Origin of the sequence: Psychrobium sp. MM17-31, from assembly GCF_022347785.1 — a bacterium.
Lineage (GTDB): Bacteria > Pseudomonadota > Gammaproteobacteria > Enterobacterales > Psychrobiaceae > Psychrobium.
Map to the genome: position 1 here is coordinate 1 of NZ_JAKRGA010000002.1, position 23,622 is coordinate 23,622.

Annotated in this window: 20 protein-coding genes and 1 rRNA gene; 11 read left to right on the top strand and 10 right to left on the bottom strand. The window is 42.5% G+C overall.

Annotated features, from left to right (window positions below):
- A 16S ribosomal RNA gene (locus MHM98_RS04395) occupies positions 1-214 on the bottom strand; the annotation flags it as partial.
- A gap of 607 nt (positions 215-821) precedes the next feature.
- Between MHM98_RS04395 and MHM98_RS04400 the strand changes: the two genes are divergently transcribed.
- Complete coding sequence (locus MHM98_RS04400; RefSeq protein WP_239438065.1) at positions 822-1,238, top strand: DUF4124 domain-containing protein; 417 nt, start codon at positions 822-824, stop codon at positions 1,236-1,238.
- Positions 1,239-1,287: 49 nt separating this feature from the next.
- Here MHM98_RS04400 and clpB read toward each other — a convergent pair whose 3' ends face one another.
- From clpB to rluD, 3 genes are all read right to left on the bottom strand, one after another.
- The gene (clpB, locus tag MHM98_RS04405) at positions 1,288-3,861 is read right to left on the bottom strand and encodes an ATP-dependent chaperone ClpB (protein ID WP_239438066.1); all 2,574 of its coding nucleotides are present in this window, start codon (positions 3,859-3,861) and stop codon (positions 1,288-1,290) included.
- 111 nt (positions 3,862-3,972) lie between these two features.
- Complete coding sequence (gene pgeF / locus MHM98_RS04410) at positions 3,973-4,692, bottom strand: peptidoglycan editing factor PgeF (protein WP_239438067.1); 720 nt, start codon at positions 4,690-4,692, stop codon at positions 3,973-3,975.
- Positions 4,692-5,660, bottom strand: a complete 969-nt coding sequence (rluD, locus tag MHM98_RS04415; protein ID WP_239438068.1) for a 23S rRNA pseudouridine(1911/1915/1917) synthase RluD — start codon at positions 5,658-5,660, stop codon at positions 4,692-4,694. Before rluD ends, pgeF begins: the two co-directional genes overlap by 1 nt.
- Positions 5,661-5,791: 131 nt before the next feature.
- On the opposite strand from rluD, the gene MHM98_RS04420 reads away from it, so the two are divergent.
- Complete coding sequence (locus tag MHM98_RS04420; protein WP_239438069.1) at positions 5,792-6,541, top strand: outer membrane protein assembly factor BamD; 750 nt, start codon at positions 5,792-5,794, stop codon at positions 6,539-6,541.
- A gap of 71 nt (positions 6,542-6,612) precedes the next feature.
- On the opposite strand, the gene MHM98_RS04425 is transcribed toward MHM98_RS04420, so the two are convergent.
- Entirely contained in the window at positions 6,613-6,951 is a 339-nt protein-coding gene (locus MHM98_RS04425; RefSeq protein ID WP_239438070.1) for a P-II family nitrogen regulator, read from the bottom strand.
- 123 nt (positions 6,952-7,074) lie between these two features.
- On the opposite strand from MHM98_RS04425, the gene MHM98_RS04430 reads away from it, so the two are divergent.
- From MHM98_RS04430 to MHM98_RS04475, 9 genes are all read left to right on the top strand, one after another.
- Entirely contained in the window at positions 7,075-8,916 is a 1,842-nt protein-coding gene (locus tag MHM98_RS04430; protein WP_239438071.1) for a leukotriene A4 hydrolase C-terminal domain-containing protein, read from the top strand.
- 156 nt (positions 8,917-9,072) lie between these two features.
- A complete protein-coding gene (locus MHM98_RS04435) occupies positions 9,073-9,573 on the top strand; it encodes a GspH/FimT family pseudopilin (protein WP_239438072.1) in 501 nt (166 codons plus the stop codon).
- Positions 9,570-10,091: a type IV pilus modification protein PilV gene (gene pilV / locus MHM98_RS04440; protein ID WP_239438073.1), complete on the top strand. Its 522-nt coding sequence runs from the start codon at positions 9,570-9,572 to the stop codon at positions 10,089-10,091. The genes MHM98_RS04435 and pilV overlap by 4 nt, the downstream gene beginning before the upstream one ends.
- A gap of 25 nt (positions 10,092-10,116) precedes the next feature.
- Entirely contained in the window at positions 10,117-11,196 is a 1,080-nt protein-coding gene (locus tag MHM98_RS04445) for a PilW family protein (protein WP_239438074.1), read from the top strand.
- A complete protein-coding gene (locus MHM98_RS04450; protein ID WP_239438075.1) occupies positions 11,197-11,682 on the top strand; it encodes a PilX N-terminal domain-containing pilus assembly protein in 486 nt (161 codons plus the stop codon).
- A complete protein-coding gene (locus MHM98_RS04460; RefSeq protein WP_275441410.1) occupies positions 11,675-12,067 on the top strand; it encodes a type IV pilin protein in 393 nt (130 codons plus the stop codon). The genes MHM98_RS04450 and MHM98_RS04460 overlap by 8 nt, the downstream gene beginning before the upstream one ends.
- A 2-nt stretch (positions 12,068-12,069) precedes the next feature.
- Complete coding sequence (locus MHM98_RS04465) at positions 12,070-15,552, top strand: PilC/PilY family type IV pilus protein (protein ID WP_239438076.1); 3,483 nt, start codon at positions 12,070-12,072, stop codon at positions 15,550-15,552.
- Between the two features lie 231 nt (positions 15,553-15,783).
- Positions 15,784-16,263, top strand: coding sequence for a PilX N-terminal domain-containing pilus assembly protein (locus tag MHM98_RS04470; RefSeq protein ID WP_239438077.1), 480 nt, complete (start codon positions 15,784-15,786; stop codon positions 16,261-16,263).
- Entirely contained in the window at positions 16,256-19,774 is a 3,519-nt protein-coding gene (locus MHM98_RS04475; RefSeq protein ID WP_239438078.1) for a VWA domain-containing protein, read from the top strand. Before MHM98_RS04470 ends, MHM98_RS04475 begins: the two co-directional genes overlap by 8 nt.
- A gap of 15 nt (positions 19,775-19,789) precedes the next feature.
- Here MHM98_RS04475 and MHM98_RS04480 read toward each other — a convergent pair whose 3' ends face one another.
- The 5 genes from MHM98_RS04480 to MHM98_RS04500 form a co-directional block, all read right to left on the bottom strand.
- Positions 19,790-20,182, bottom strand: a complete 393-nt coding sequence (locus MHM98_RS04480; protein ID WP_239438079.1) for a YbaN family protein — start codon at positions 20,180-20,182, stop codon at positions 19,790-19,792.
- A gap of 6 nt (positions 20,183-20,188) precedes the next feature.
- Positions 20,189-20,464: an RNA-binding S4 domain-containing protein gene (locus tag MHM98_RS04485; RefSeq protein WP_239438080.1), complete on the bottom strand. Its 276-nt coding sequence runs from the start codon at positions 20,462-20,464 to the stop codon at positions 20,189-20,191.
- Positions 20,465-20,525: 61 nt separating this feature from the next.
- Positions 20,526-21,638, bottom strand: coding sequence for a succinylglutamate desuccinylase/aspartoacylase family protein (locus MHM98_RS04490; protein WP_239438081.1), 1,113 nt, complete (start codon positions 21,636-21,638; stop codon positions 20,526-20,528).
- Between the two features lie 17 nt (positions 21,639-21,655).
- The gene (locus MHM98_RS04495) at positions 21,656-22,867 is read right to left on the bottom strand and encodes a PLP-dependent decarboxylase (RefSeq protein ID WP_239438082.1); all 1,212 of its coding nucleotides are present in this window, start codon (positions 22,865-22,867) and stop codon (positions 21,656-21,658) included.
- Complete coding sequence (locus tag MHM98_RS04500) at positions 22,867-23,616, bottom strand: 2,3,4,5-tetrahydropyridine-2,6-dicarboxylate N-succinyltransferase (RefSeq protein WP_239438083.1); 750 nt, start codon at positions 23,614-23,616, stop codon at positions 22,867-22,869. Before MHM98_RS04500 ends, MHM98_RS04495 begins: the two co-directional genes overlap by 1 nt.
- Between the last annotated feature and the right edge of the window lie 6 nt (positions 23,617-23,622).

A 23,622-nucleotide genomic window follows, 5' to 3' on the forward strand; every position in this document is an offset into this window, starting at 1 on the left:
GCCCGAAGGTCCCCTCCTTTCCCCCGTAGGGCGTATGCGGTATTAGCCATCGTTTCCAATGGTTGTCCCCCTCGACTAGGTAGCTTCCCAAGCATTACTCACCCGTCCGCCGCTCGACGCCAGAGTAGCAAGCTACTCTTCGTTTCCGCTCGACTTGCATGTGTTAGGCCTGCCGCCAGCGTTCAATCTGAGCCATGATCAAACTCTTCAATTAAAATTTGATTTTTTACGTTACTTCTCATTACAAGAAGAAACGACTCAATGAATTTACTGTCATTATGTAGACATTAAATCATGAGTAAGATACTCAATCTTCAAATGCCCACACAGTTTATTTGAATACTAATTTTTAAAGAACGTTTTATCTCAATCACCTTTTGGTGAGAGAACCGCTTCAAAGCGCTGTGCTTCGTTGCGTTAGGGCTGCGCATTCTACGCATTCCCGATTCGAAGTCAACAACTAATTCTAAATAATTTTTAAAACGTTGTTTTGTTCTCTAACCTGCGTCACATCTTCGTTTTAGAAGCTACTCCGCCGTGTCAGTGGATGCGCATTATAGAGATCCAATTTAACTTGGCAAGGGCTTTTTTCGAAAAATTCCAACTAATAATTCACATGTATTTTTTTTAGACTTTAATGTTAAATTACTTGGCGTAATGTTGCTAAGTTAGTACCAAATGATGATTATTGTTTAAAATTCCATGATCTGTTTCATCGCTATTTTTTGTGCAAAGCAATTTAGATTGCTTTATACTCAATGGAATCGGTTAGTTTTGTCGTTCACCAATTTTTAACCATCTTTATTTAGTCGAGCGTTAACATGAAATTCTTCGTTGCCATATTATTATTAGGTTGTGCCTTTACCGCACAAGCCAAAGATATATATCGTTGGACAGATAGCAATGGTGTCACTCATTATAGTTATAAGGCTCCGAATAATGTTCCGGCTGATAAGGTGAAGAAGATCGATATGACCAAACAAGGCCAATATGTTCAAGACAGTAAAAGTAAAACTAACAAGAATCTAAGTAAACAAGAGCAAGAACTAGATCGCATCGCTAAAAAGAATTGCGATATCGCCACCAAGAATATTCAAATCCTCACAACTTTTAATAACATTCAACAAAAAGACGCTGACGGTAATCTAAAAACACTTACCAAAAAAGATAAAGCACAACAACTAAGCCTAGCGAAAAAACAAGCTGAAATGTTTTGTAAAAAAGAACAGCAAAAATAATATTAGAAAGAAGGAAAATGATTACTCATCTTCCTTCTTTAATAGCGACCTATCGTTTAGTAAACACAAAATCCTCATCGACATAACTCACTTCAACACTATCTTTAGCGCCAAAGTTACCCGATAAAATATGTTCAGCTAAAGGATTCTCTAATCCTTGAATAGCACGTTTTAATGGGCGAGCACCGTATACTGGATCGAATCCAATATCTGCTAATGCATTTAGAGCCGATTCATCAATCGATAATTCGATATCCTGCCCTTCTAGTCGTTCAATCAAGTAATGGAGTTGGTATTTAGCAATGTTCTTTATGTTGTCTTTGGTCAACGCATGGAACACAACATTCTCGTCAAGACGATTAATAAATTCTGGTTTAAAGTGCTTCTTAACAACTTCCATGACCATTGAAGTCATATCAGCTTGCTCTAATACACCACCATGCTCCTGTATAAGATCAGAGCCAATATTCGAGGTTAGAATAATTAAGGTATTTCTAAAATCAACTGTGCGCCCTTGACCGTCAGTTAAGCGGCCATCATCCAACACCTGTAATAGGATATTAAATACGTCACTATGAGCTTTTTCAATTTCGTCTAGTAGTAGCACACTATATGGCTTACGACGCACAGCTTCGGTTAGGTAACCACCTTCTTCGTAACCAACATATCCCGGAGGTGCGCCAATAAGTCTAGCTACCGAATGCTTTTCCATAAACTCAGACATATCGATACGAACCATGGCATCGACATTATTAAATAGATAATCAGCGAGTGCTTTACACAATTCTGTTTTACCGACACCTGTTGGGCCTAAGAATAAGAAAGAGCCAATCGGCTTGTTAGGATCGGATAATCCTGCACGTGAACGTCTAATAGCATTAGACACTGCCGTCACCGCTTTGCTTTGACCAACAACTTGCTTTTGGAGATGGCTCTCCATATTTAACAATTTGGTTTTCTCGCCATCGAGCATCTTACTCACTGGGATCCCAGTGGCACGAGAAACAACTTCTGCAATTTCATCGCTGGTTACTTTGTGCTTGAGCAATGTCATTTCTTGCATATCGGCTTGCGAGGCTAAATCAAGTTGACGCTCTAACTCAGGAATTCTGCCGTATTGAAGCTCTGACATGCGATTTAGATCACTGGCTCGGCGGGCAACATCGAGATCTTGTCTAGCTTGGTCTAAAGCTGATTTAATATTTTGAGCGCCAGAAAGCGATGCTTTCTCTGCATTCCATACTTCATCGAGCTCTTTAAACTCTTTTTCAAAATTAGCTAAATCGACTTGCAGCTTATCTAAACGTTTCTTAGAGCCATCGTCTTCTTCATTTGCTAGGGCTTGTTGTTCTAATTTAAGTTGAATTATCTTGCGTTCGAGACGATCTAAGGTTTCAGGCTTAGAATCAATTGCCATCCGAATAGCCGCTGCTGCCTCATCGATTAAATCAATTGCTTTGTCTGGTAACTGGCGATCGGTAATGTAGCGGTGTGATAGCACTGCCGCAGCAACGATACCTGGATCAGTAATTTCTACGGCGTGATGCAATTCATAACGCTCTTTTAGACCACGTAAAATAGCAATGGTGTCTTCAACCGATGGCTGATCGACTTGTACCTTTTGAAAACGACGCTCTAGTGCCGCGTCTTTTTCAACATATTGGCGATATTCATCAAGGGTCGTTGCGCCGACACAATGTAATTCGCCACGAGCCAATGCGGGCTTTAACATATTCCCAGCATCCATAGCACCATCTGACTTACCAGCACCAACCATGGTATGAAGCTCATCAATAAATAGGATCACCTGCCCTTCTTCTTTTGCCAGCTCATTCAGCACCGCTTTTAAACGCTCTTCAAATTCACCGCGATATTTAGCGCCAGCAAGTAATGCCCCCATATCAAGTGACAATACACGTTTATTTTTAATGCCGTCAGGCACTTCACCGTTTACGATACGCTGTGCCAAGCCTTCAACGATAGCAGTTTTACCAACACCAGGCTCACCAATAAGCACAGGATTATTTTTAGTACGGCGCTGCAACACTTGAATAGTGCGACGAATTTCATCATCGCGGCCGATAACTGGGTCGAGTTTCCCTTGTTCAGCGCGCTCAGTTAGATCAACGGTATATTTATCGAGTGCTTGGCGCTGATCTTCTGCGTTTTGATCTTCCACTTGCTGCCCGCCGCGAATTTTTTCTATTGCGTCAGAGACTTTTTTGTCCGTTAAATCAGCCTTGCGCAGGATCTCACCTAACGCCCCTTTGTCGTTAAGCGCCGCAAGAATAAAGAGTTCGCTCGATATATATCTATCTTTACGTTTTTGAGCAAGCTTGTCACAAACATTAAGCAGGTTAACCATGGCGTTAGAGAGCTGAATATCACCATGCACTCCTTCAACTTGCGCCAAACGATCAAGTGATTGCGAGATGCGGCTGCGAATCGTCGAGATATCACATTGACATTCAACGAGCAGCGCACGAGTACTACCGCTCTCTTGATTTAGTAGCGCTGAAAATAAGTGAATAGGTTCAATATATTGATGATCCCTACCAAGAGCGATTGACTGGGCATCGGAGATTGCTAGTTGAAACTTACTGGTGAGACGGTCTAAGCGCATATTCTTCCTCAATATTAACTCACTATACTAGTTAATTGATGGGAACGAATTTTTAGAAAACAAGCGCCAATTGCAAATAAAATGAATAAATAATCGCCGAATTGATTGCGATCAATCTTCAATCCAAATAACTGTTGCCATGCGGCCAGTTTGGCCATCTCGGCGATAAGAAAAGAACTTATCGTCTTGCGTCACAGTACAATAATCGCCACCGCTAATTTGTGTAACACCACAGCGATTAAGCGTGTTCCGAGCAAGCTGATAAATATCGGCTAAGAATTTATCTCCTCGGGCTTTAAAACATTGGTGGTTGTCGGGGTGCTTACTAACAAAGATATCGACAACATCTTGCCCGACTTCAAATTGTTCAGGTCCGATAGCAGGCCCTAACCACACCATCAGTTCACTTGGCGACTCACTAAAATAGTTAAGTGAGTTTTCGACAATGCCATCGGCAAGGCCGCGCCAGCCACCGTGTATTGCAGCGACTTTGGAACCTGCTCGATTGGTGACGAGTAACGGCAGACAATCGGCGGTCATGACACAACAAGGAGTATTAGTTAACCTAGTAAAAGCAGCGTCGCCATCGCAGCTTTGTGGTGTATCGGGGTTTATGTCGACCACATCGATGCTATGCGTTTGATTAAGCCAGATAATATCGTGCGGTAAATATTGATTAATGGCTTGGCGATTAGCACTAACGGCAGCGATATCATCACCGACATGAGCGCCGAGATTATTAGTATCAAACGGCGCCTCACTCACCCCACCTGTTCGTAGGGTGGTAAATGCTTTTATGTGACTAGGTGCCGCCCAATTTGGAATAATCATTATTGTGGCTGATTGTCCAAGGTATCTTGACGAAGTAACTGCGTCATTTGCGCCATATCTTCTGGCACAGGTGCTTGCCAGCGCATTTCTTCACCAGTGATAGGATGTGCTAATTGCAACTTAATCGCGTGTAGCGCTTGGCGTTTAAAATCACGCATTGCATCTAACAGTTCAGGACTTGAGCCCTTAATTGGCTTAGGGCGACCACCGTAGACAGGATCACCTAATAGCGCGTGACGCATATATGACATGTGAACGCGAATTTGGTGCGTACGACCCGTTTCAAGACGCAGACGTAAACGAGTATGTGCTCTGAATTTTTCAGCGATACGGTAGCGCGTAATTGCTTCTTTACCGTCTGGGTCAACTGCCATATGAGTACGACGTGTGGCGTGACGGGCGATAGGCGCTTCAATTTTACCGCCCGCTGTCATTTGACCAATTGCAATAGCCTCGTATTCACGAGTGATATCGCGCTTTTGGATCATTTTCACTAATTTGGTTTGTGCAGGAATAGTCTTAGCAACCACCATTAATCCTGTCGTGTCTTTATCAAGACGATGAACGATACCCGCACGAGGTACATTATCTATTTCAGGGTGATGATGTAACAATGCATTTAATACGGTGCCATCAGGCTGACCAGCACCAGGATGAACAACTAAACCAGCTGGTTTGTTAATCACTAGGATGTGCTCATCTTCATATACAATGTTTAGTGGAATATCTTGTGGCTTATGACGTTCTTCAACTTCAATGAACGCGTCTATTTCGATAATTTCTTCACCCAACACCTTAACGCGTGCTTTAGTAACCACCTCACCATCAACTTTAACGTATCCCGCTAAAATCCATTCTTTTAAACGGCTGCGAGAATAATCACTAAAAAGTTCAGCAATAGCTTGGTCTAAACGTTGGTCACACTGCTCTATAGCCACTTTGGCCATTAAATTGATCGCTTGATTCATTTATATTTCTACATTAAGGGAACTAACGGGCATTGAGTTAATCAAAAAAACCCACGATTAGTCGCTATTGTAGCTTTTATTTTGCCTCAGCTTAATAGATACTTGTCGAATATGTGAGGATTATGAATAAAATGATGTATAAAAAACGTTCACTAGCAACAATTTCGTTAGTTTTAGCGCTTGGTTTAGCAGGATGTTCTAGCCAGCCAGACGAACCTCAAGTTCGTATTACTGCCCCAGAGCAAATGTACCAAAATGCACAAGAAGCATTAGATCAAGGTAATCTTATTAAAGCTACTCGCGTGTTAGAAGCACTAGAGTCGCGTTATCCGTTTGGTCCACAAGCAAATCAAGTTCAGCTTGATTTAATCTACGCCTACTACCGCCAAGGCAATAGTGATCAAGCACTTGCGACTATTGATAGGTTTTTGCGTTTAAATCCAACACACCCTGATATTGATTACGTGTTTTATATGCGTGGGTTGGCAAATATGGCGTCAGATGAAAACATGTTCCACGAATTGTTTAATATCGATCGCAGTGACCGTGACCCGCAGTTTGCTATCCAAGCGTTCCGCGATTTTAAGCAATTAATCGAAACACGCCCAGAGAGTCATTATGCACCTGATGCTCGCCAGCGTATGGTCGCTTTAAAGAATCAATTGGCTAAGCACAATATCGCCATTGCGCAATATTATTTGGATCGCGAAATCTATGTAGCAGCAATTAATCGCGCCAAAGAAGTGTTAACTAGTTATGGTAATACCGCTTCTACCAAACCAGCGCTTGAGATTATGAAACAATCTTATCAAGCACTAAAGCAAGAAGACTTAGCTCAGCGCACTCAACAAGTCATCGACTTGAACTTTCCGCAAGGTTAGCATTTAAAGCTCAACAAAAAAGCGCCACGTTAAAAAACGTGGCGCTTTTTTTATCCATCAATTTATTGTAATTAAATTGCTTCTTCATCTTCTTCGTTAGTACGAATACGAATTACGCGCTCGATATCAGTAACAAAAATCTTACCGTCACCAATTTTTCCAGTAAATGCAGCCCCTTGAATCACTTCAACGCAGCGATCAAGCATATCGTCGTTAATTACGATTTCTAATTTAACCTTAGGCAAGAAATCCACCATATACTCGGCACCGCGATACAACTCAGTATGGCCTTTTTGGCGTCCAAAACCTTTTACTTCAGATACTGTCATCCCTGTCACATCAATATCAGAAAGTGCTTCTCGAACATCGTCAAGTTTAAATGGTTTTATGATCGCTTCGATCTTCTTCATGGTGGATCCCTTAGAAATTTAATTATCTTGCTCAGTGGCTTTATTCTTACATAAATCGAGTGATGTTCAAAAGACATTATTTAATCTAAACTATCGACTTTTATTTCAATAAGAACAAAGACTATGCGCCGATTTATCGCCCTTACTTGTTGTTTACTTTTGTCAGCATTTAGCCATGCGAAAAAAGTAGACGATTTAACCTATGCCAATTACGACGATGTAAAAGTCAGTCACCTTTATTTAGACCTTGCCGTTGATTTTGAAAACAAAGCCCTCAAAGGGTTTGCCGATCTCGACCTAAATTGGGAATCAGCAGCAACGACACAAGTTGTATTAGACACTCGCGACCTGATCATCCACCGCACATTAGCTAAATCAAGCGATGGAAAATGGCACGAAATTAAATTTAACTTAGCACCACGTGACGATGTTATGGGTGCGAAGTTAACGGTCAAGCCGAGCTTCCAAGCGCAAACCCTTCGCGTCTATTACGAATCTACCGACAAGGCATCAGGGCTACAGTGGCTAACACCAGCGCAAACAGCCGGTAAAAAGCAGCCATTTATGTTTAGCCAAAACCAAGCTATCCATGCTCGCAGCTGGATCCCGATTCAAGACACACCAAGCGTACGCATGACTTATAGCGCGCGTATTTACACTGATGAATCAGTACTAGCAGTTATGAGTGCCAATAACGAACCAACAACTGAGCGCGATGGCGATTACTTTTTTGAGATGCCGCAAGCAATTCCGCCATACTTAATTGCCATTGCCGTTGGTGACTTAAAGTTCAAAGCGATGAGCGATATTACAGGTGTTTATGCCGAGCCGAGCATCCTAGATGCAGCAGTTGCTGAATTTGACGATACCCAAGCAATGATTGACGCCACCGAAAAGTTATTTGGTCCATACAGATGGGGTCGTTACGACTTGCTAATTCTCCCACCAAGCTTTCCATTTGGCGGCATGGAAAACCCTCGCCTGTCTTTTATCACACCAACTGTTATCGCTGGCGATAAGAGCTTAGTGAACTTGATTGCCCACGAACTTGCTCACTCTTGGTCTGGTAACTTGGTAACTAATGAAAGCTGGCGCGATCTATGGTTAAACGAAGGATTCACTTCTTACGTTGAAAATCGCATTATGGAAGAAGTGTTTGGCCGTAAACGCGCGGTGATGGAACAGGCACTAGACGCCCAAAATCTTAGAGCACTAGTTAAACGCATGCCAGCGAATGACACTGTGTTATATGTTGACTTACAAAGTCGCGATCCGGATGCGGCGTTCTCAAGTGTTCCTTACACTAAGGGACAATTATTCTTAGTTTATCTTGAACAAAAATTAGGCCGTGAAGTATTCGACAGTTTCATTAAAAATTACTTTAACGAGCACGCATTCGAAAGTATTGGTACTAATGCATTCTACAAATACTTCACAGACAACTTACTGCAAAAATACCCAAGTGTATTAGACAAAGCAGAAATCGAAGAGTGGATTTTTGCTGAAGGTTTACCAACCTTTACGCCAACGCCAACATCACCAGTTTTCGATATTATCGATGAGCAAATAGCGCAAATTAACGCAGGTAAACTAGCGGTTAATGAACTAAATACCAGTGATTGGACAGTTCATCAGTGGCTACATTTTATTAATAACTTACCACGCGATTTAAGTATTGAACTAATGACCGAGCTCGATAGCCAGTTCAAACTAACCACCAGCACCAACAACGAAATTGCTCATGCGTGGTACTTGTTGGCGCTAGGGAATGGTTACAAAGCTATATATGATGAACTCGATGATTACCTCATCGAAATTGGTCGTCGCAAGTTAATTGTTCCGCTATACAAGCAATTGGCAACTACCGAAGAAGGCAAAGCGTGGGCGCATAAAGTCTACCAAAAAGCGCGTCCAGGTTATCACCCGCTCGCACAAGGAACAGTAGATGCAATATTTGAAAAATAACAGAACTAGCAAGATCTGCATATTTTTTTAATTTTTCTACTACATTAAACCTAGTTAGAATAGATATAAGGCACTTTCCTACCAAGATCGTGCCTTATATTTTTGCTAAAATTAATGCTATATTATTAATTAACGCGGTAAATGGACAGCAAGTATATGATTAAGCAAAAGGGTGTCACCCTCATTGAACTCATTGTTGCCATGACGATTATTGTCATTACCTTATTCGTAGGTATTCCCAATTTACATCAATTGGTTAAAAACAATGAGCTAATAAACCAGTCAAATACGGTGGCTAGTTTAATTGCATTTGCTCGAAGTGAAGCGACCAAGCGTAAATCAGACGTTAGACTATGCCGTGGCACTGTTGAAGGTGACAATGCAACCTGCGCAGCCGATGGCAATCGATTGATTATTCTTAACAATGCCGACGCACTTATTCGCACCACTGAAATCAGCAGCAATATCTCAGTTTATTTTCAGAACTTAGCCTCAACAAGTATTACCTTTAACGCTTTGGGCTCACCTGATGACATTGGTGAAATCGTCTTTTGCGACGATCGCGGTGCAGCACATGCGAAAGGCGTTGCACTTAATATGGGTGGTCAGGTACGCTCATTAGTTGAATCAGAAATAAATAATATCTCTTGCTCATGAATACTTTTAGTAAAAAGCGCGGTTTTACATTATTAGAAGTGATGATTGCTATTGCGATATTAGCGATAGGAATGCTCGGTATTGCTGGTTTGCACATCGTATCGATGGAGCAAAATCACGCAGCCTATCTACGCTCACAGGCAATCAATATTAGCCAAGATATTATCGAGCGGATGCGTAATAACCCTGAAGCAGTTGCCGCAGGGGAATTTAACGATGTGAAAAGTGTCGGACAAACTATGCCATCGTCAGATTGTTTAACCGCAGATGAAGGATGCAGTACGACGCAACTCGCAAAAATCGATATCGCCCAATGGGCGCAATTGATTAACAACGTCAACAGCGATAATGCACGTCAGCAGTTGCCTGGCGCCAGTGCAACTGTTAAAGCAGGCGTAAACAACCTGTTTACCGTTCGCGTTGAGTGGGATACCAAAAACTGGCAACAAAATGAAGGCGGCCAAACGACGCGTCAGCGTGCGAAAACTGATTACGAAGTTCAGGTCATTATTAATTAATAATTGAAGAAACACTAAAATAAACATGCGTATTTCCAGCCACAGCCAACAAGGCTTTAGTATCGTCGAACTCCTTATCGCATTAGTGATAAGTGTGGCGACTATTGGTGGTTTGTTTTCGATTTACCTCAACACAAGAACAGCTCAAGAAGTGACAGAAGCGAGCTCTCGTGTTCAGGAGAGTGGCAGATTTGCGATGGAATATCTAAAGCGCGATATTAGGATGATTGGTTATCGCGGTTGCGTCAGTAACAACACTCCCTTGACGACAATAAATTCCAAAGGCATTCCCGCAGGTTACGACCCTATTGCCAGCGAATTAATTGCATATACCATCGACGACGGCTGGGAAACAGGTACCCAGTTTGAAGGAAAAACTGGCATCACATCAATTATCAAAAAAGGCACAGATGCTATTTATATCGCAAGAATGTCTTCAGTTAGCGCACAACTTAGTGAAAATCAGTCGGATAGCTCAGCAAACATCAAAGTGAATCAATCATCCGGTGTCACTTTTAAAAAGGATGAGGTTATTTACATTTCTGATTGTGTTACTGCTGACATTTTCACCGTCACCAATAGCCCAAATACCAAAGACGGTGTGATTACCCTTACTCACGCTCAAGGCACCAACGAAACTAATAATTTAAGTAAAGCCTACCAGAGCAACGCCAATATTGCTCGATATCAGGCTACCCTCTATTTCATCGGTGATACAGGCCGAAAAAACCGACAAGGAGCGCCAATTTTCGCACTCCATCAGACAGTGGTTGATTATGGTGGCGCAACTGCGTCTTATTCAACTCAAGAGTTAATAGAAGGCGTAGAGAATATGAAGATTCTCTACGGCGAAGTATTAGCAAGTGGCAACATCAAATATGTTCGCCACGACAAAGCAGCTAAAACTCCCAACATGCAAGATGTTTCGGCCATTCAATTGGGGTTAATTATTAGTAGCCAAGACGAGGTTCGCACAACTGCTGATACGCAAACATATTACATAGCACAGCAAGCTATTACTCCTCAAACACAAGGTGCTGTTAACGATAAACGTTTACGCCACTCGTTTAATACCACCGTAAAAATTCGAAACAGGCGATTATAGATGACTTCGTTACTCAGCAAACAACGTGGTGCAATATTGGTAGTAAGTTTAGTGGTACTTACAACGGTAACCCTCATTTCAGTAACCGAACTTAGCAAGGCGGGCGAACAGTCGCGCATGACGTCTAATTTTCAACAACAAACCACAACGTTCAATCTTGCCGAAAGTGCCATGTCTCATTCCATGAAGATGATCAGCGAACAAGCGGCATCTAATGAAGAGAATATGGTAGCAATGGGCAATGCGATGACTGCCGATGAGGGTGTTGAAATGACCGTTAATAACACGCAACTTAGCACTGAAAAAATGAAGGTGGCGGTTTCTTATAAAACTGAAACAGTCAATGCTTTGCGCGCTGGGATTTCACTAGATTCGAGTCAAAATGACTTCATGATCCGCAAAGTTAACTTCACTGCAACCAGCACAGCATCTGACCAAAGCTCTGGAGCTACCTCAACAATAGTACAAGGATTTACCTATGAATAAGCTACGTGGTTTCACGCTAATAGAGCTAATGATTGTTGTGGCAATTATTGGCATTTTGGCGAGTATTGCTTATCCCAATTATCGCGACTATGTCGTGCGCTCGGAAGATGCTTTAGCGCAGGCGGCAGTGGTTGAAATTAGCGTTTCACTAGAGCGCTATTACATTGACAACAACAGCTATGCCAATGCAGATACTGCAATGGTTTATCCTAAAAAAGCACCACTTGATGGCAGTTCTGCAACCCATACATTAGCTGTAACTCCACAACACAATGGCGCAGGATACACTATTACGGCGACTCGTATCGACGATACAAGCGTGGTGTATAGCTTAGATGAAACAGGCCTCAAAAAAACCGGTAGCACTATCGGTTGGGAGCATTAACAATGAAACGTTTTAGCCAGTTATGTACCTACTTTTTTATCGGCTTATGCCTCCCTCTGGCTAGTGTTTCACCGTCACACGCTGATGATACGGAAATTTTCTATCTCGGCGATACAGTAACTCCTAAAGTCATGATGGTATTAGATACTTCAGGCTCTATGGCTTTTCACGTTTCAAATAAAAGAAACCGCATCACAGTAATGAAAGATGCATTAACCCAGTTTATCAACGAGGCAAACGGTATAAATGTTGGATTGATGCGCACAAATCAGCGCACTAGTGCTGTTGTTTATCCTGTTTCTAGCTTGGAAACATCGATCCAAGAAACCGTAGAGCGCTTTGATAGACCGATAACTGACGATCGTAACAATGCCTATCAAACAAGCTCAGCAGTTTATGTAAGAACATCTTCTGACAGCAGCTCCTATGAAACATTTAGCTTTAAAGATACTAAATATATTGGCCTTAGATTTGACAACATGATCATTCCGCAAGGCCATCAAGTGGAAGAGGTTTTCTTACAGGTATTTCCTGATCACGGCTGTGACGGCACTTGGTGTGGAAATTTCACCCTCAATATCCATGGAGAAAAAAGCCCCAATTCCGCGCAATTTGATCATAACGATAATGACAATATTAGCAGCCGACCTAAAACTTCAGCATCGGTCGCTGCATATATTACCAATTGGGAAGATAGTGTTAGAACTGAGCCTTACAAACTGTTAAACATAACACCAATAGTTCAAGAAATTGTTAATCAAAGTGACTGGAAAAGCGGTAATGCCCTGAGTTTAATTTTTGATACAAGTTCGCTTAATCAAAGCTGGCACAGCCGTTTAGGCGGTTTTATGAGTACACGTTCATTGTATTTTAGCCCAACTTTGTTTGTTCGTGTCGCGCCCTATAATCGGACTATCAGTACACGTCAAAAACTGATTGAGGAAATGAACAATCAGCGACTTACCAATTATACACCAACAGTTCCAGCGCTCTATGAAGCAGTAAAATATATGACTGGCTCGCGAGTAAAGTCCAACCATAATAGCACGCTAAATACATCCCGTAACGGCGGTAATCCTAACTATATTTACAATCAATTATTTGAGCGAATTCCACATGCCGACAGTTATCAATATGGCCAGATAAATCGACCGCAATATTGTCATGAAAACTGGTTAAACGACGAAGCTTGTCGCCAAATTTACATTAGTGAAAGCGGTGGTACTTTGCGCTATAAAACCCCGTTAACTGATACCTGTGGTGACAATGAGGGGCAAATTGTATTGCTAACAGATGGCGAAGCGACTCACGGCTATGGCGCATACGATAATAATCAATGGTGGCGTAATATGACCTACGATATTAGCCAAACCATTAATAATACTAACAGCGCCTGTACCCAAGAAGGGCCATCTAATCGTGGTTATGCGCAAACCTGTGGTACAACGTTAGCGACCAAAATAAAGAATGGCATTAGCGTAAATGGCTTAACAGATCAGCAGAAAATCAAACTCTATACAATAGGTTTTAACAACGAAGATACCTGGTTACAATCAATGGCGAACCACGGTGGCGGTCAATATAAGACAGCAACTGGTACTTCTGATTTGTTACAAGTATTTAAAGAAATTCAAGCCGACATCATTAAAGAAGCGGTTACCTTCTCTAATACGTCGATAACTCTCAACAGCGCCAATCAGCTTAATCACAATGATAATTTATATTACGCCCTATTTACTCCTAACGAATTGTCTTCTTGGCGTGGAAACCTCAAGCATTATAAGTTGAGTAAAAGTGGCAATGTGGTCGATGTAAACCGAAATGTTGCAACCAACCCCACTACCGGTTTGTTTTTGGATTCGGCGCAAAGTTTTTGGAGCGCAACAGCAGATGGAGCCCAGGTTACAGCCGGTGGTGCTGCTGAGCGTTTACAAACAATAAGTCGTAATATTTATACCAATATTGGCTCAGGCGCTGCATTGACCAAGTTAGTTGAAGGAACCAATAGTACTATTAGCGCTAGCGATTTTGGTTTGAGCTCTGCCACCGATAAAGAAGATCACATCACATGGATGCTGAACAATAAAAATATCGCCGACCCACTACATTCAGCACCTATTGAAATGAGTTATGGTGACGCCGGATCAGTTATCTTCTTTGGTGATAATCAAGGCTATATTCACGCCATTGATGCTACTACTGGCAACGAATTATGGGCGTTTATTCCCAAGGAGTTACTCACAAAACAACCAGCAATTCGTCTCAACGCTAAATCGTCCAATCACATTTACGGCATGGATGGTAACATAGTGAAATGGACAGAAGGTGGACGTAAATACATTGCCAGTGGCATGCGACGTGGCGGCCGTGGTTATTACGCGCTAGATGTCACCGATCGCAACACACCAACACTACAATGGAAGATAACCCCGGATAGCAGCGGTTTTTCTCAACTAGGCCAAACATGGTCAACCCCAATTAAAACCAAGATTAAAAAAGGTTCAGGAGAAAAGAGTGTATTAATTTTTGGTGGCGGCTATGACACCAAGCAAGATTCAGTTACAACTCGCACCGGTGATGATGTGGGCGATGGCATTTATATTATCGATGCCGTTGCTGGCACCATCGAACTCTCGGCGAAAGACCTCGGATATTCAATCCCTTCTGATATAAAAACTATTGATATTGACGGCGACGGCACAACTGACCAACTCTATGTCGGCGATATGGGTGGGCGCGTGTTACGAGCCGATCTCGATGGCAGCAACAAACTCAATGTCGATGCTATCGCTGAAATATCAGGGACTAGTCAGTCGACTAATCGTCGTTTTTACCATGCACCTGATATTTCGGTGATTGAAGGAACTGGTGGCTCTACATTGGCTGTCGCTATTGGCAGCGGCTACCATGCACATCCAAATAACACGGTTATCCAAGATAATTTTTATATGTTCAAACAACCGTTGGCACCTGAGGCCAAACCGACCAAAATTACCAATTCGGATCTCTTGCCAGCAACATTGACTATCGACAACGAACTATTAGCGGCTAAAAAAGGATGGTACCTTCCCCTACACAGCGGTGGGGAAAAAGTATTGGCGTCAAGTTTAACGTTTGAGAGTGCAGTCTGGTTTACAACCTTCCAACCTTCCATTGGCACCAATCGCTGTGTGGTTAAACGAGGCACATCGCGTCTTTATCGCGTAAATATCTCCAATGGTACGCCAAACTATAAAAAAGCAATCCCTACAGTCGTTAACGGCAAAGTCGATGAATCAAATTCATGCACAAATACCACGTGCGGAGAAACAGATCGTTATGTTGAATTACAAAACGGATCAATTCCACCCAGCCCAGTCTTAATTCACGTTAATGATCCGGACGATACCTCAGAAGGAAGTGGTAGTGTGGTGTGTATTGGCACCTATTGTAAAGAACTGCCAAGTCGTAAAAGCCGGATGAATTTCTGGCGAGAAGGCCCGTAAAACAACACTAAAGGCCTACAAAGCCAGCCAGGAAAAAGACAAAAGAACTGTAAAAAAAACAGTACACAAAAGCAATATAACCATATGATTATAAAAAGATAATCATATGGTTAAACTTTTCTAATAACGTTAAAAATCTCTCCTATACTTACCTCAGTCCGTTATTCACGACCATTTCTCTCATGCGAAATTATCACGTGAATAAATCTTAATCTCGACATTGAGGTTGGTATGAAATCATTTCTAAGTTCGCAGCGTGGCGCAGTGTTAGTCGTAAGTTTAGTCGTACTACTAGTAATAACCTTGATCTCGACATCACAACTCAGTAACGCCCAAAGCCAATCTAGAATGGTTAGCAATGCCCAACAAGCAAGTATTACATTCAACAGCGCTGAAAGTGCACTAATTAACGCGCTATCGTCTATCGCTATTCCAAACGTCGATTCACAAAATAATATGAGTGCGATGAACACCTCTATGACTGAAGGAACTGAAGCGACTATTCTTGACAATTCGTTTGATGTAGAAGGACTTACAGTGCGCTTAACTTATAAATCAACGCCTCGGAGCTCGTTGCGTGCAGGTGTATCTCTCGACGCCAGCAATGACGATAATATTATTCGAGATGTAAGTTTCGAAATTACCAGTACGGCTTCATTCAATAATTCAGGTGCCAACGCAACCCTAAGTCGAGGTTTTATTTATGAATAGTGCCAGACTTTGGACAATAATCTGCAGTGCCATTTGTTTGCAAGTTGCATTATTAAAGCCAGTAAAAGCAGACGACACTGAGATATTTCTAGTATCTCAAAAACCCAAGCCTAAAGTCATGATGCTGTTAGATACCTCTCGTTCAATGAAAAATCAGGTTGGCCAAACAAACAAAAGCCGGCTGACGACAATGCAAGAAGCGATAACTGAATTTATCAGGCAGTCTGAAGGCGTTGATATTGGTCTGTCACGGATGAATGAAAACACTGGTGCCGTGATATATCCAGTAACTAATCTAGATGAAACCCTCAGTGAAACTTTTAATCGTTTTAATAGAGTTGCAACTAGATATAGTGATATGGCGGCCGAAACAACTTCTAAATCGGTAAAGCTCGGTAAAGTGGGAAAATTGTCTTTCAAAGATAACAAATTAATAGCATTGCGTTTTGCCAATATGCCATTGTCAAAGAACGATAAAGTCATCGAAGCATTTATTGAACTCACACCAGCAGGAGTAAACTGCTTTGCAACTGGAGGTAGTCTCTGTCCTACGTTCAATATCCCCGTATTTGGTGAGAAATCTGTCAATTCGCTGGCGTTCAACCCAACGAAAGCGAATCTAACAACCAGACCACGCACCTCAAACACTACAAATCTGCGTTTCAATTCACCAGGCTCGCCTCGCGATTGGTATTATAGAGATACAACTAATTTCAAAGGCATAAGACAACCTGCCCACAAGTTAGGAGACTTATCAAATATAATCAACGAGATAACTTCTGTTTCTGGATGGCAGACTGGTAATGCTATAACCTTGATGCTAGATGTTTCAGATATTACCAATGCTCAATTAGGGGGAGTTGCGGGAATTTTATCTGGGCTCAATCCCGTCTTATTTATCCGTACGGAAAAGGACATCAAACGCACGATCACAGGTCGTGAAAAACTTATCGAAGAGTTGTATAACCAACGTTTGACATTTATGACACCGACAGTCCCTGCACTTTTTGACACACTAAAGTATCTGTCTGGTGAAAAGGTAAAAATGTCTGTAAACCCTCATTTTAATGCATCAAGAACGGCAACAGAGCACAATAATTACTGGCGTTATTACGAACGTTTATCACATCCTAAATCATTTAAAAATGGCAACATAAGCTACCCAACAGGCTGCTTTGAAGGCTGGGAAAATAGCATCGATTGCAAAGATATACGTATTGTCCCAACTAATGGTAAGTCCCCTAAATACATTAGTCCGCTAACAGATGCTTGCGAAGAAACAGCAACAGTTGTGGTTCTAACCGATGGTTTTGCCGTGCATAACCCAGGATCTCATCAGACGAATCATTGGTGGTATAACACCATCAATGAAATAAAGAGCTTTCCAGACAACAACCTTGTTTGTCACAACGACAATCGTGGACAAGCAAGTAAGCGTTATCCACTTGCCTGCAGCCAAGAACTGGTTAGCGCAATAAATAAAGGCATTTTCATCGAAGATTCTATTGCAAAAAAATTTATCGACGTTCACACGATAGGGTTTAATGTTTCCGATGCGTGGTTAGAAAAGATAGCTCGGCTTGGTAACGGACAATACTTTCAAGCAAGCGACCATGCAGGTCTTAAAAACGCATTTGAACGCATCCAAAGCAGCGTTTTGTCAAAAACCACAACATTTTCCAGCGCACCTGTTTCCATTGATAGCACGAATCGTCTCAGTCACAATAATGATCTTTACTACACACTATTTCAGCCTACAGATAAAACCAGTTGGCAGGGTAATTTAAAGCGCTACAAAGTCAGTGCTGACGGTAATATTATCGACAGCAACAAGCAAAATGCTTTTGATAAATCAAACAACAGTTTCTATTCATCAGCGGTGAGTTTTTGGAGCAGCAGCGCCGACGGCGATGATGTACTGCAAGGTGGTGTAAGGGAGCACCTTACTGCAGATCGTAAGTTGTTTGTTAACAATGGGAATTCATTAATAAAAATTAAAAATTCAACTGAATTTACCAGTAAATTCACGCCGCAGGATTTTGATGTTGATACAACACAAGAGCGCGACACCATTATTTCGCAAATGCTCTCGAATCAAACCTTGGCAGATCCGCTGCACTCAACTCCCGTTGTTGTTTCATACCCTAAAAAGAATGGCCAATCGCAAAATTCAGTGGTTTTTTTCGGCGATAATCAGGGCTATCTCCATGCAATTGATGTTGAAACAGGACAGGAGCTATATGCGTTTATTCCCAAAGAATTATTAGCCATTCAGGCTAAGATTTTTGCCCAAACCAAAGGTACAAACCATATCTATGGGCTAGACGGAAAAATCAGTAGCTGGAAACAGGGAAACGATTTATTTATTACTGTGGGCATGCGCCGTGGTGGTGCAAGTTACTACACACTCAAAGTTACCAACCGTAATAAACCGACATTGGCTTACGTCATATCCCCTCAAAAGCCTGGGTTCGAGAACTTGGGTCAAACATGGTCGGCGCCTAAAGTTATTAACGTGTCTGTAAATGATACTGTCACTAAAGCACTTATCTTTGGCGGCGGCTATGATAAAGAACAGGATAACGCAACAAGACGTCAAACTGACAACGCTGGCGATGCTATTTACCTAGTCAGAGCGAGTAATGGCAGTATATTGAGCAGCCAAACCGGTTTAGGTTACAGTATTCCCTCAGACGTCAAAGCAATTGATTTAGACGGCGATAAAATTGTAGATCAGGTATACGTTGGCGATATGGGAGGCCGTTTATTACGCTTTAATATGTCTGACGGATATAAATTATCCCAAGCGCAAATTATCGCTAACATCGCAGACAATACTATAAGTGGCAACCGCCGATTCTATAATGCGCCAGATGTCTCTATACTCAAGGGCAGCAATGGCACTCAATTAGCAATTGCCATCGGAAGCGGTTTCCGAGCACACCCTAAAAATAATAGTATTCAAGATGAGTTTTATCTATTTAAACAACCTGTAGTACCTGAAATCAATCCAACTGCAATCACTCATGCTCGTTTAATTGAATCGGTTAAAGACATTGCCGATGACGTATTAAAAACTTACGAAGGTTGGTTCTTTAAGTTATCTAAATCAAAAGGAGAAAAAGTCCTCGCTTCGAGCACAACCGCCGACAATGCGATTTGGTTTACAACCTTTGAGCCGACGCTTGATAGTGGTGGCTGTAGCATTGGTGGTGGCACATCCCACCTCTACCGCATCAATGTCCGTAATGGACTCGCTAACTACAAAAATACCCTTCCCGAAATGGAAAACGGTCAAGCTAAAGTTGAAAATAGCTGTGATAAAACCGAATGCGATATTAGTGACCGTTCTGTCGAACTGGCAAATGCGACTATTCCGCCAGCCCCTGTTCTTATTCACGTGCCTCGCGCATCTGCAGAAGAAAGCGGCACTATGTTATGTGTAGGAACCATGTGTAACGCATTAGAACCGCGAAAGATTAAATCAACATTCTGGCGAGAGGGTCGATAGCACTCTGCCACCACGCTATGGCCGGGGAGGATTAGGAACGTAAGTTGGTCGGCGCCATAAATAAAGGCTGACACAAGTGGCGATGATTAATAACAGGCCTTTCACCCAAACTATCGGCACAAAAAAGATCACACTGGCGCCGATAGAGAGCCAAATTAGAAAAATAGTGCTAATTTTGGCTTTAAGGGTCATGCCACGGCCGCTTTGAAAGTTGCGAATGTAATCGCCAAACCAAGGGTGGTTAAGCAGCCAATCGTGAAATCGCTGTGAACTTTTTGAGAAACAAAAAGCGGCAAGCAACAAAAACGGCGTAGTGGGCAACAACGGCAACACTATTCCGATAATCGCCAATATTACACAAATCCATCCAGCAACAATCAGAAGCCACCGCTTAACAGCACCTTTCATAAAAACTTAATCGTCCTTACCGATCACGTGTACTTGCATCAGCTCACCGGCATACTCAACTTCATCTAAATGATAAACTTTCTTGCGTTTACGGGTTTCCACTAGACCGTTAAGCATTACCTCGCCATTAGCAATACGAATTTTCGCTTCGCCACCACCTTCGACTAGGTTTTCGATTTTTAAGATTTTATACAGCTCAATGGGCTCTTCACGTACTTCCACAACAGTGGCGTGGGGAGCTTGAACTTCAATTTTAGGCTTTTTTCTGCGGCCAATAACCATGCCGATCTCTCTTACATGAAATAGTGGCCGCTAGGATAACGATTTTCGAGGCGTTTGTAACTTATAACGTGAAGAAATTCGTCATCACTTTATACAGCTCTGTGCCTTGATTCACACTCGCCGAGGCAAAATGTAATACTGGGATGCAAGGCTCAGGCGCTCTCACTTGAGTCACGCAACGTTCGTCGCCATAACGTTCGATATTTAACATTTGTACCAAAGGCTCGCCTTCTTCAAGGACTTCGCCAAAAGGTGCTAAATATTCAACCAAGCCGCTTTGCGGAGCATAAAATGCCCGATAATCCTTAAGCATACAAGCATAGCGAGTCATTTGCTTTGGTTGAAATATTGATGAATCAATAGATCCTCTTGCCTGTAAGTAGCTCAGTACGCTATCGGAGTCTTCCTTTGCCGCATCAAGAGAAAGCCATTCTTGAGAGCCGAGTTCAAGAGTAAAGGCATCCACCATCACATCAATCTCCCGCCCCTGTGCTTGATAGGCTTGTTGCAACTGCCACCAAGGACAAAAGCTCGCTTCATCCATCGCGCCATCAAAATCACTAGGAATAAACAGCACATGGGGAATATCAAATAATGTCGCTCTATCTTTTGCGTATTCAGGACAGTACAAATGGCGTGAAGATATCGGTCCCGTATGCAAATCCAATACAATATCAGCATCAAACGCCATACGTTGTAACTGAGCACAGAGCAGCTGACAGGTTTTCGCACCATAAGGGTTATTGAGTTTACTTAATTCCAAGTCTTCAATAATTGCGCGACGAAACTCAGATTTGATTTCGTCGCTGCTCAGATCTGGATTGGCCTTAGCAAACTCGACTGGCAACTGAGCATTAAAGTGATAACCGCGATTCCAATTCTCGCCAGTAATAGGATCGAAACGGCCTAGGGTAAACTCTCCGCTTTTTTGATTGCTACCAATAGGGTTTGCCAAAGGAACTAAGGTAATATCCCCCAAGCAAGTTAGCGATTTAAGTTGTTCTAATAATTGGTAGATTACTGCATTGCCTTGTACTTCAGCGCCATGCATATTCGCTTGGATATACACGTTAGGGCCATTGCCCTGCCCGCGAATTTTATACACAGGAACCGATAGTGCTTGGCCATTTGCCACCACGGCAACCTCTAGTGATGAACGCTCAATCGTTGTCATCTTTACTCTCATTAAATCTAATACAAATAGCTGGATGCTGGTAATGCCGGACGAATAACACTGACTTTTCCATTGCTAATAACTACCTCAGCAGGTAATTCATGACACAAGAAAAACGGCATCGACTCGGTAAAACCATAGGCGCCACATTGCGAAAATATCAAATAATCATCGACAGCTAAATCACTTGGCAAGGCTAACGTACCTAGCTTATCAAGACTGGTACACAGCGGACCATGAATATGGAAAGGCTTTTGCTGTGCACTTGAACTGCGAAGTAAGGTCACAGGAAAAGGCTGATTAGTGATTGCTGGGCGCAGTAAATGATTAATTCCCCCTTGCATCACCGCCAAGTCTTGCTGGTAGTTGTGTTTAATATCCACCACGCGATTAACATAATAACCAAACTCAGCCACGGCAAAGCGACCTAGTTCAAGCCATAACTCCTCAACCCCTGCGGTTCGCTTGATTGCCACCAGCGCCGCTTTCAACGCAGGCCAAGACAAGGTTCGCTCGTCGCCATCATAAGGCACCCCCAAACCGCCACCTAAATCCAATACCTTAAGTTCAAACCCCAAAGTATCGGCAAGGGCTTTTAATGGCGAGATCATCGCTTGCCACAACGAAATTAATTGCTGCGCCTCAAGCATATTGCCCCATTGAAAAATATGCAGCCCAATTACATCGATATTGCCATAATCACTTAATTCAATCGCTTGCCATTCAGCAGCACCCAAGCCAAAAGGTGTCAGTTCATTGCCGCCAAGCGGGTTATCGCTACTTTGCTCAAAACGAAGCTGCACCCGCAATAATACTGAAACTCGCACATCATTTTCTTTGGCTAATTCGTTAATCAACGCCAGTTGATTAACGCTTTCAGCGACAAAAATGTTTACGCCATTAGTGAGAAAATGCTGTATTTGCGCACGTGATTTCGCTGGCCCAGTATTTAAAATATGGGAAGGGTTAACGCCTTGCGCCAATACTTGTGTTAGTTCGCCTGAGCTAGCAACATCAAATTGCATCCCCTGCTGTGCTAAGGTTTGAATAACACTCGACAGCGGATTAGCCTTAACCGCAAACCACAACTTAATATCATCGTTAACCAACTCGCAAATATGCGCCGCTAAACCATCGATATCATAAGCATAGAAAGGCACTTGTTGAGTTTGCGCAAACTCCTCAATTAATGATTGATATTGCGCAATAAACTGTTGCTGATGACTCATTAACGCAGCGCCTGCTCTAACTCTAATGCCGCATCGCTTTGACTGTCGCGATATTTAACGATAATCGGACATTGCATCGACAGTCCTTGCTCTTGTCCCCATTGCGAACTTACTGGACGCGTGCCAGGCACCACAATAGCGTTCTCAGGAATTGGAGCGCCTTTCTCAAGTAGCCTTTCGTTTACCGCATCATACACAGGAATCGACGCCGACAATGTAACATTCGGGGCCAATACCGCGCTTTCTTTAACCACCACGCCTTCAACTAAAATACAGCCAGCCGAGATAAACGCGTTGTCTTCTACCACCACAGGAGACGCACCGATAGGCTCTAACACACCACCAATTTGTACCCCAGCAGACAAGTGAACATTTTTGCCAATTTGCGCACAAGAGCCGACTAGCGCATGAGAATCAACCATGGTGCCGCTATCGACATAAGCACCGATATTAATGTAAGCCGGTGGCATAATAATGACACCCGATGCTACATGGGCGCCGCGGCGTACCGACGAGCCACCAGGCACAAGTCTGACATTGTCATCGCTGCTAAATTGACGTGGTGCTAAGTTGTCTTTATCAACAAAGCCCGCATAGGCGCCGTCATAACCAACATTTTCACCTGCTTTAAAAGAAGCTAAAATTGCTTGTTTAACATCGACATTCGCCTGCCAAACACCATTTTCATCTTTGTTTGCACTACGCACTTCGCCACTTTCTAATTGCTCTAAAACTACTTGCCAATTCATTTCTTA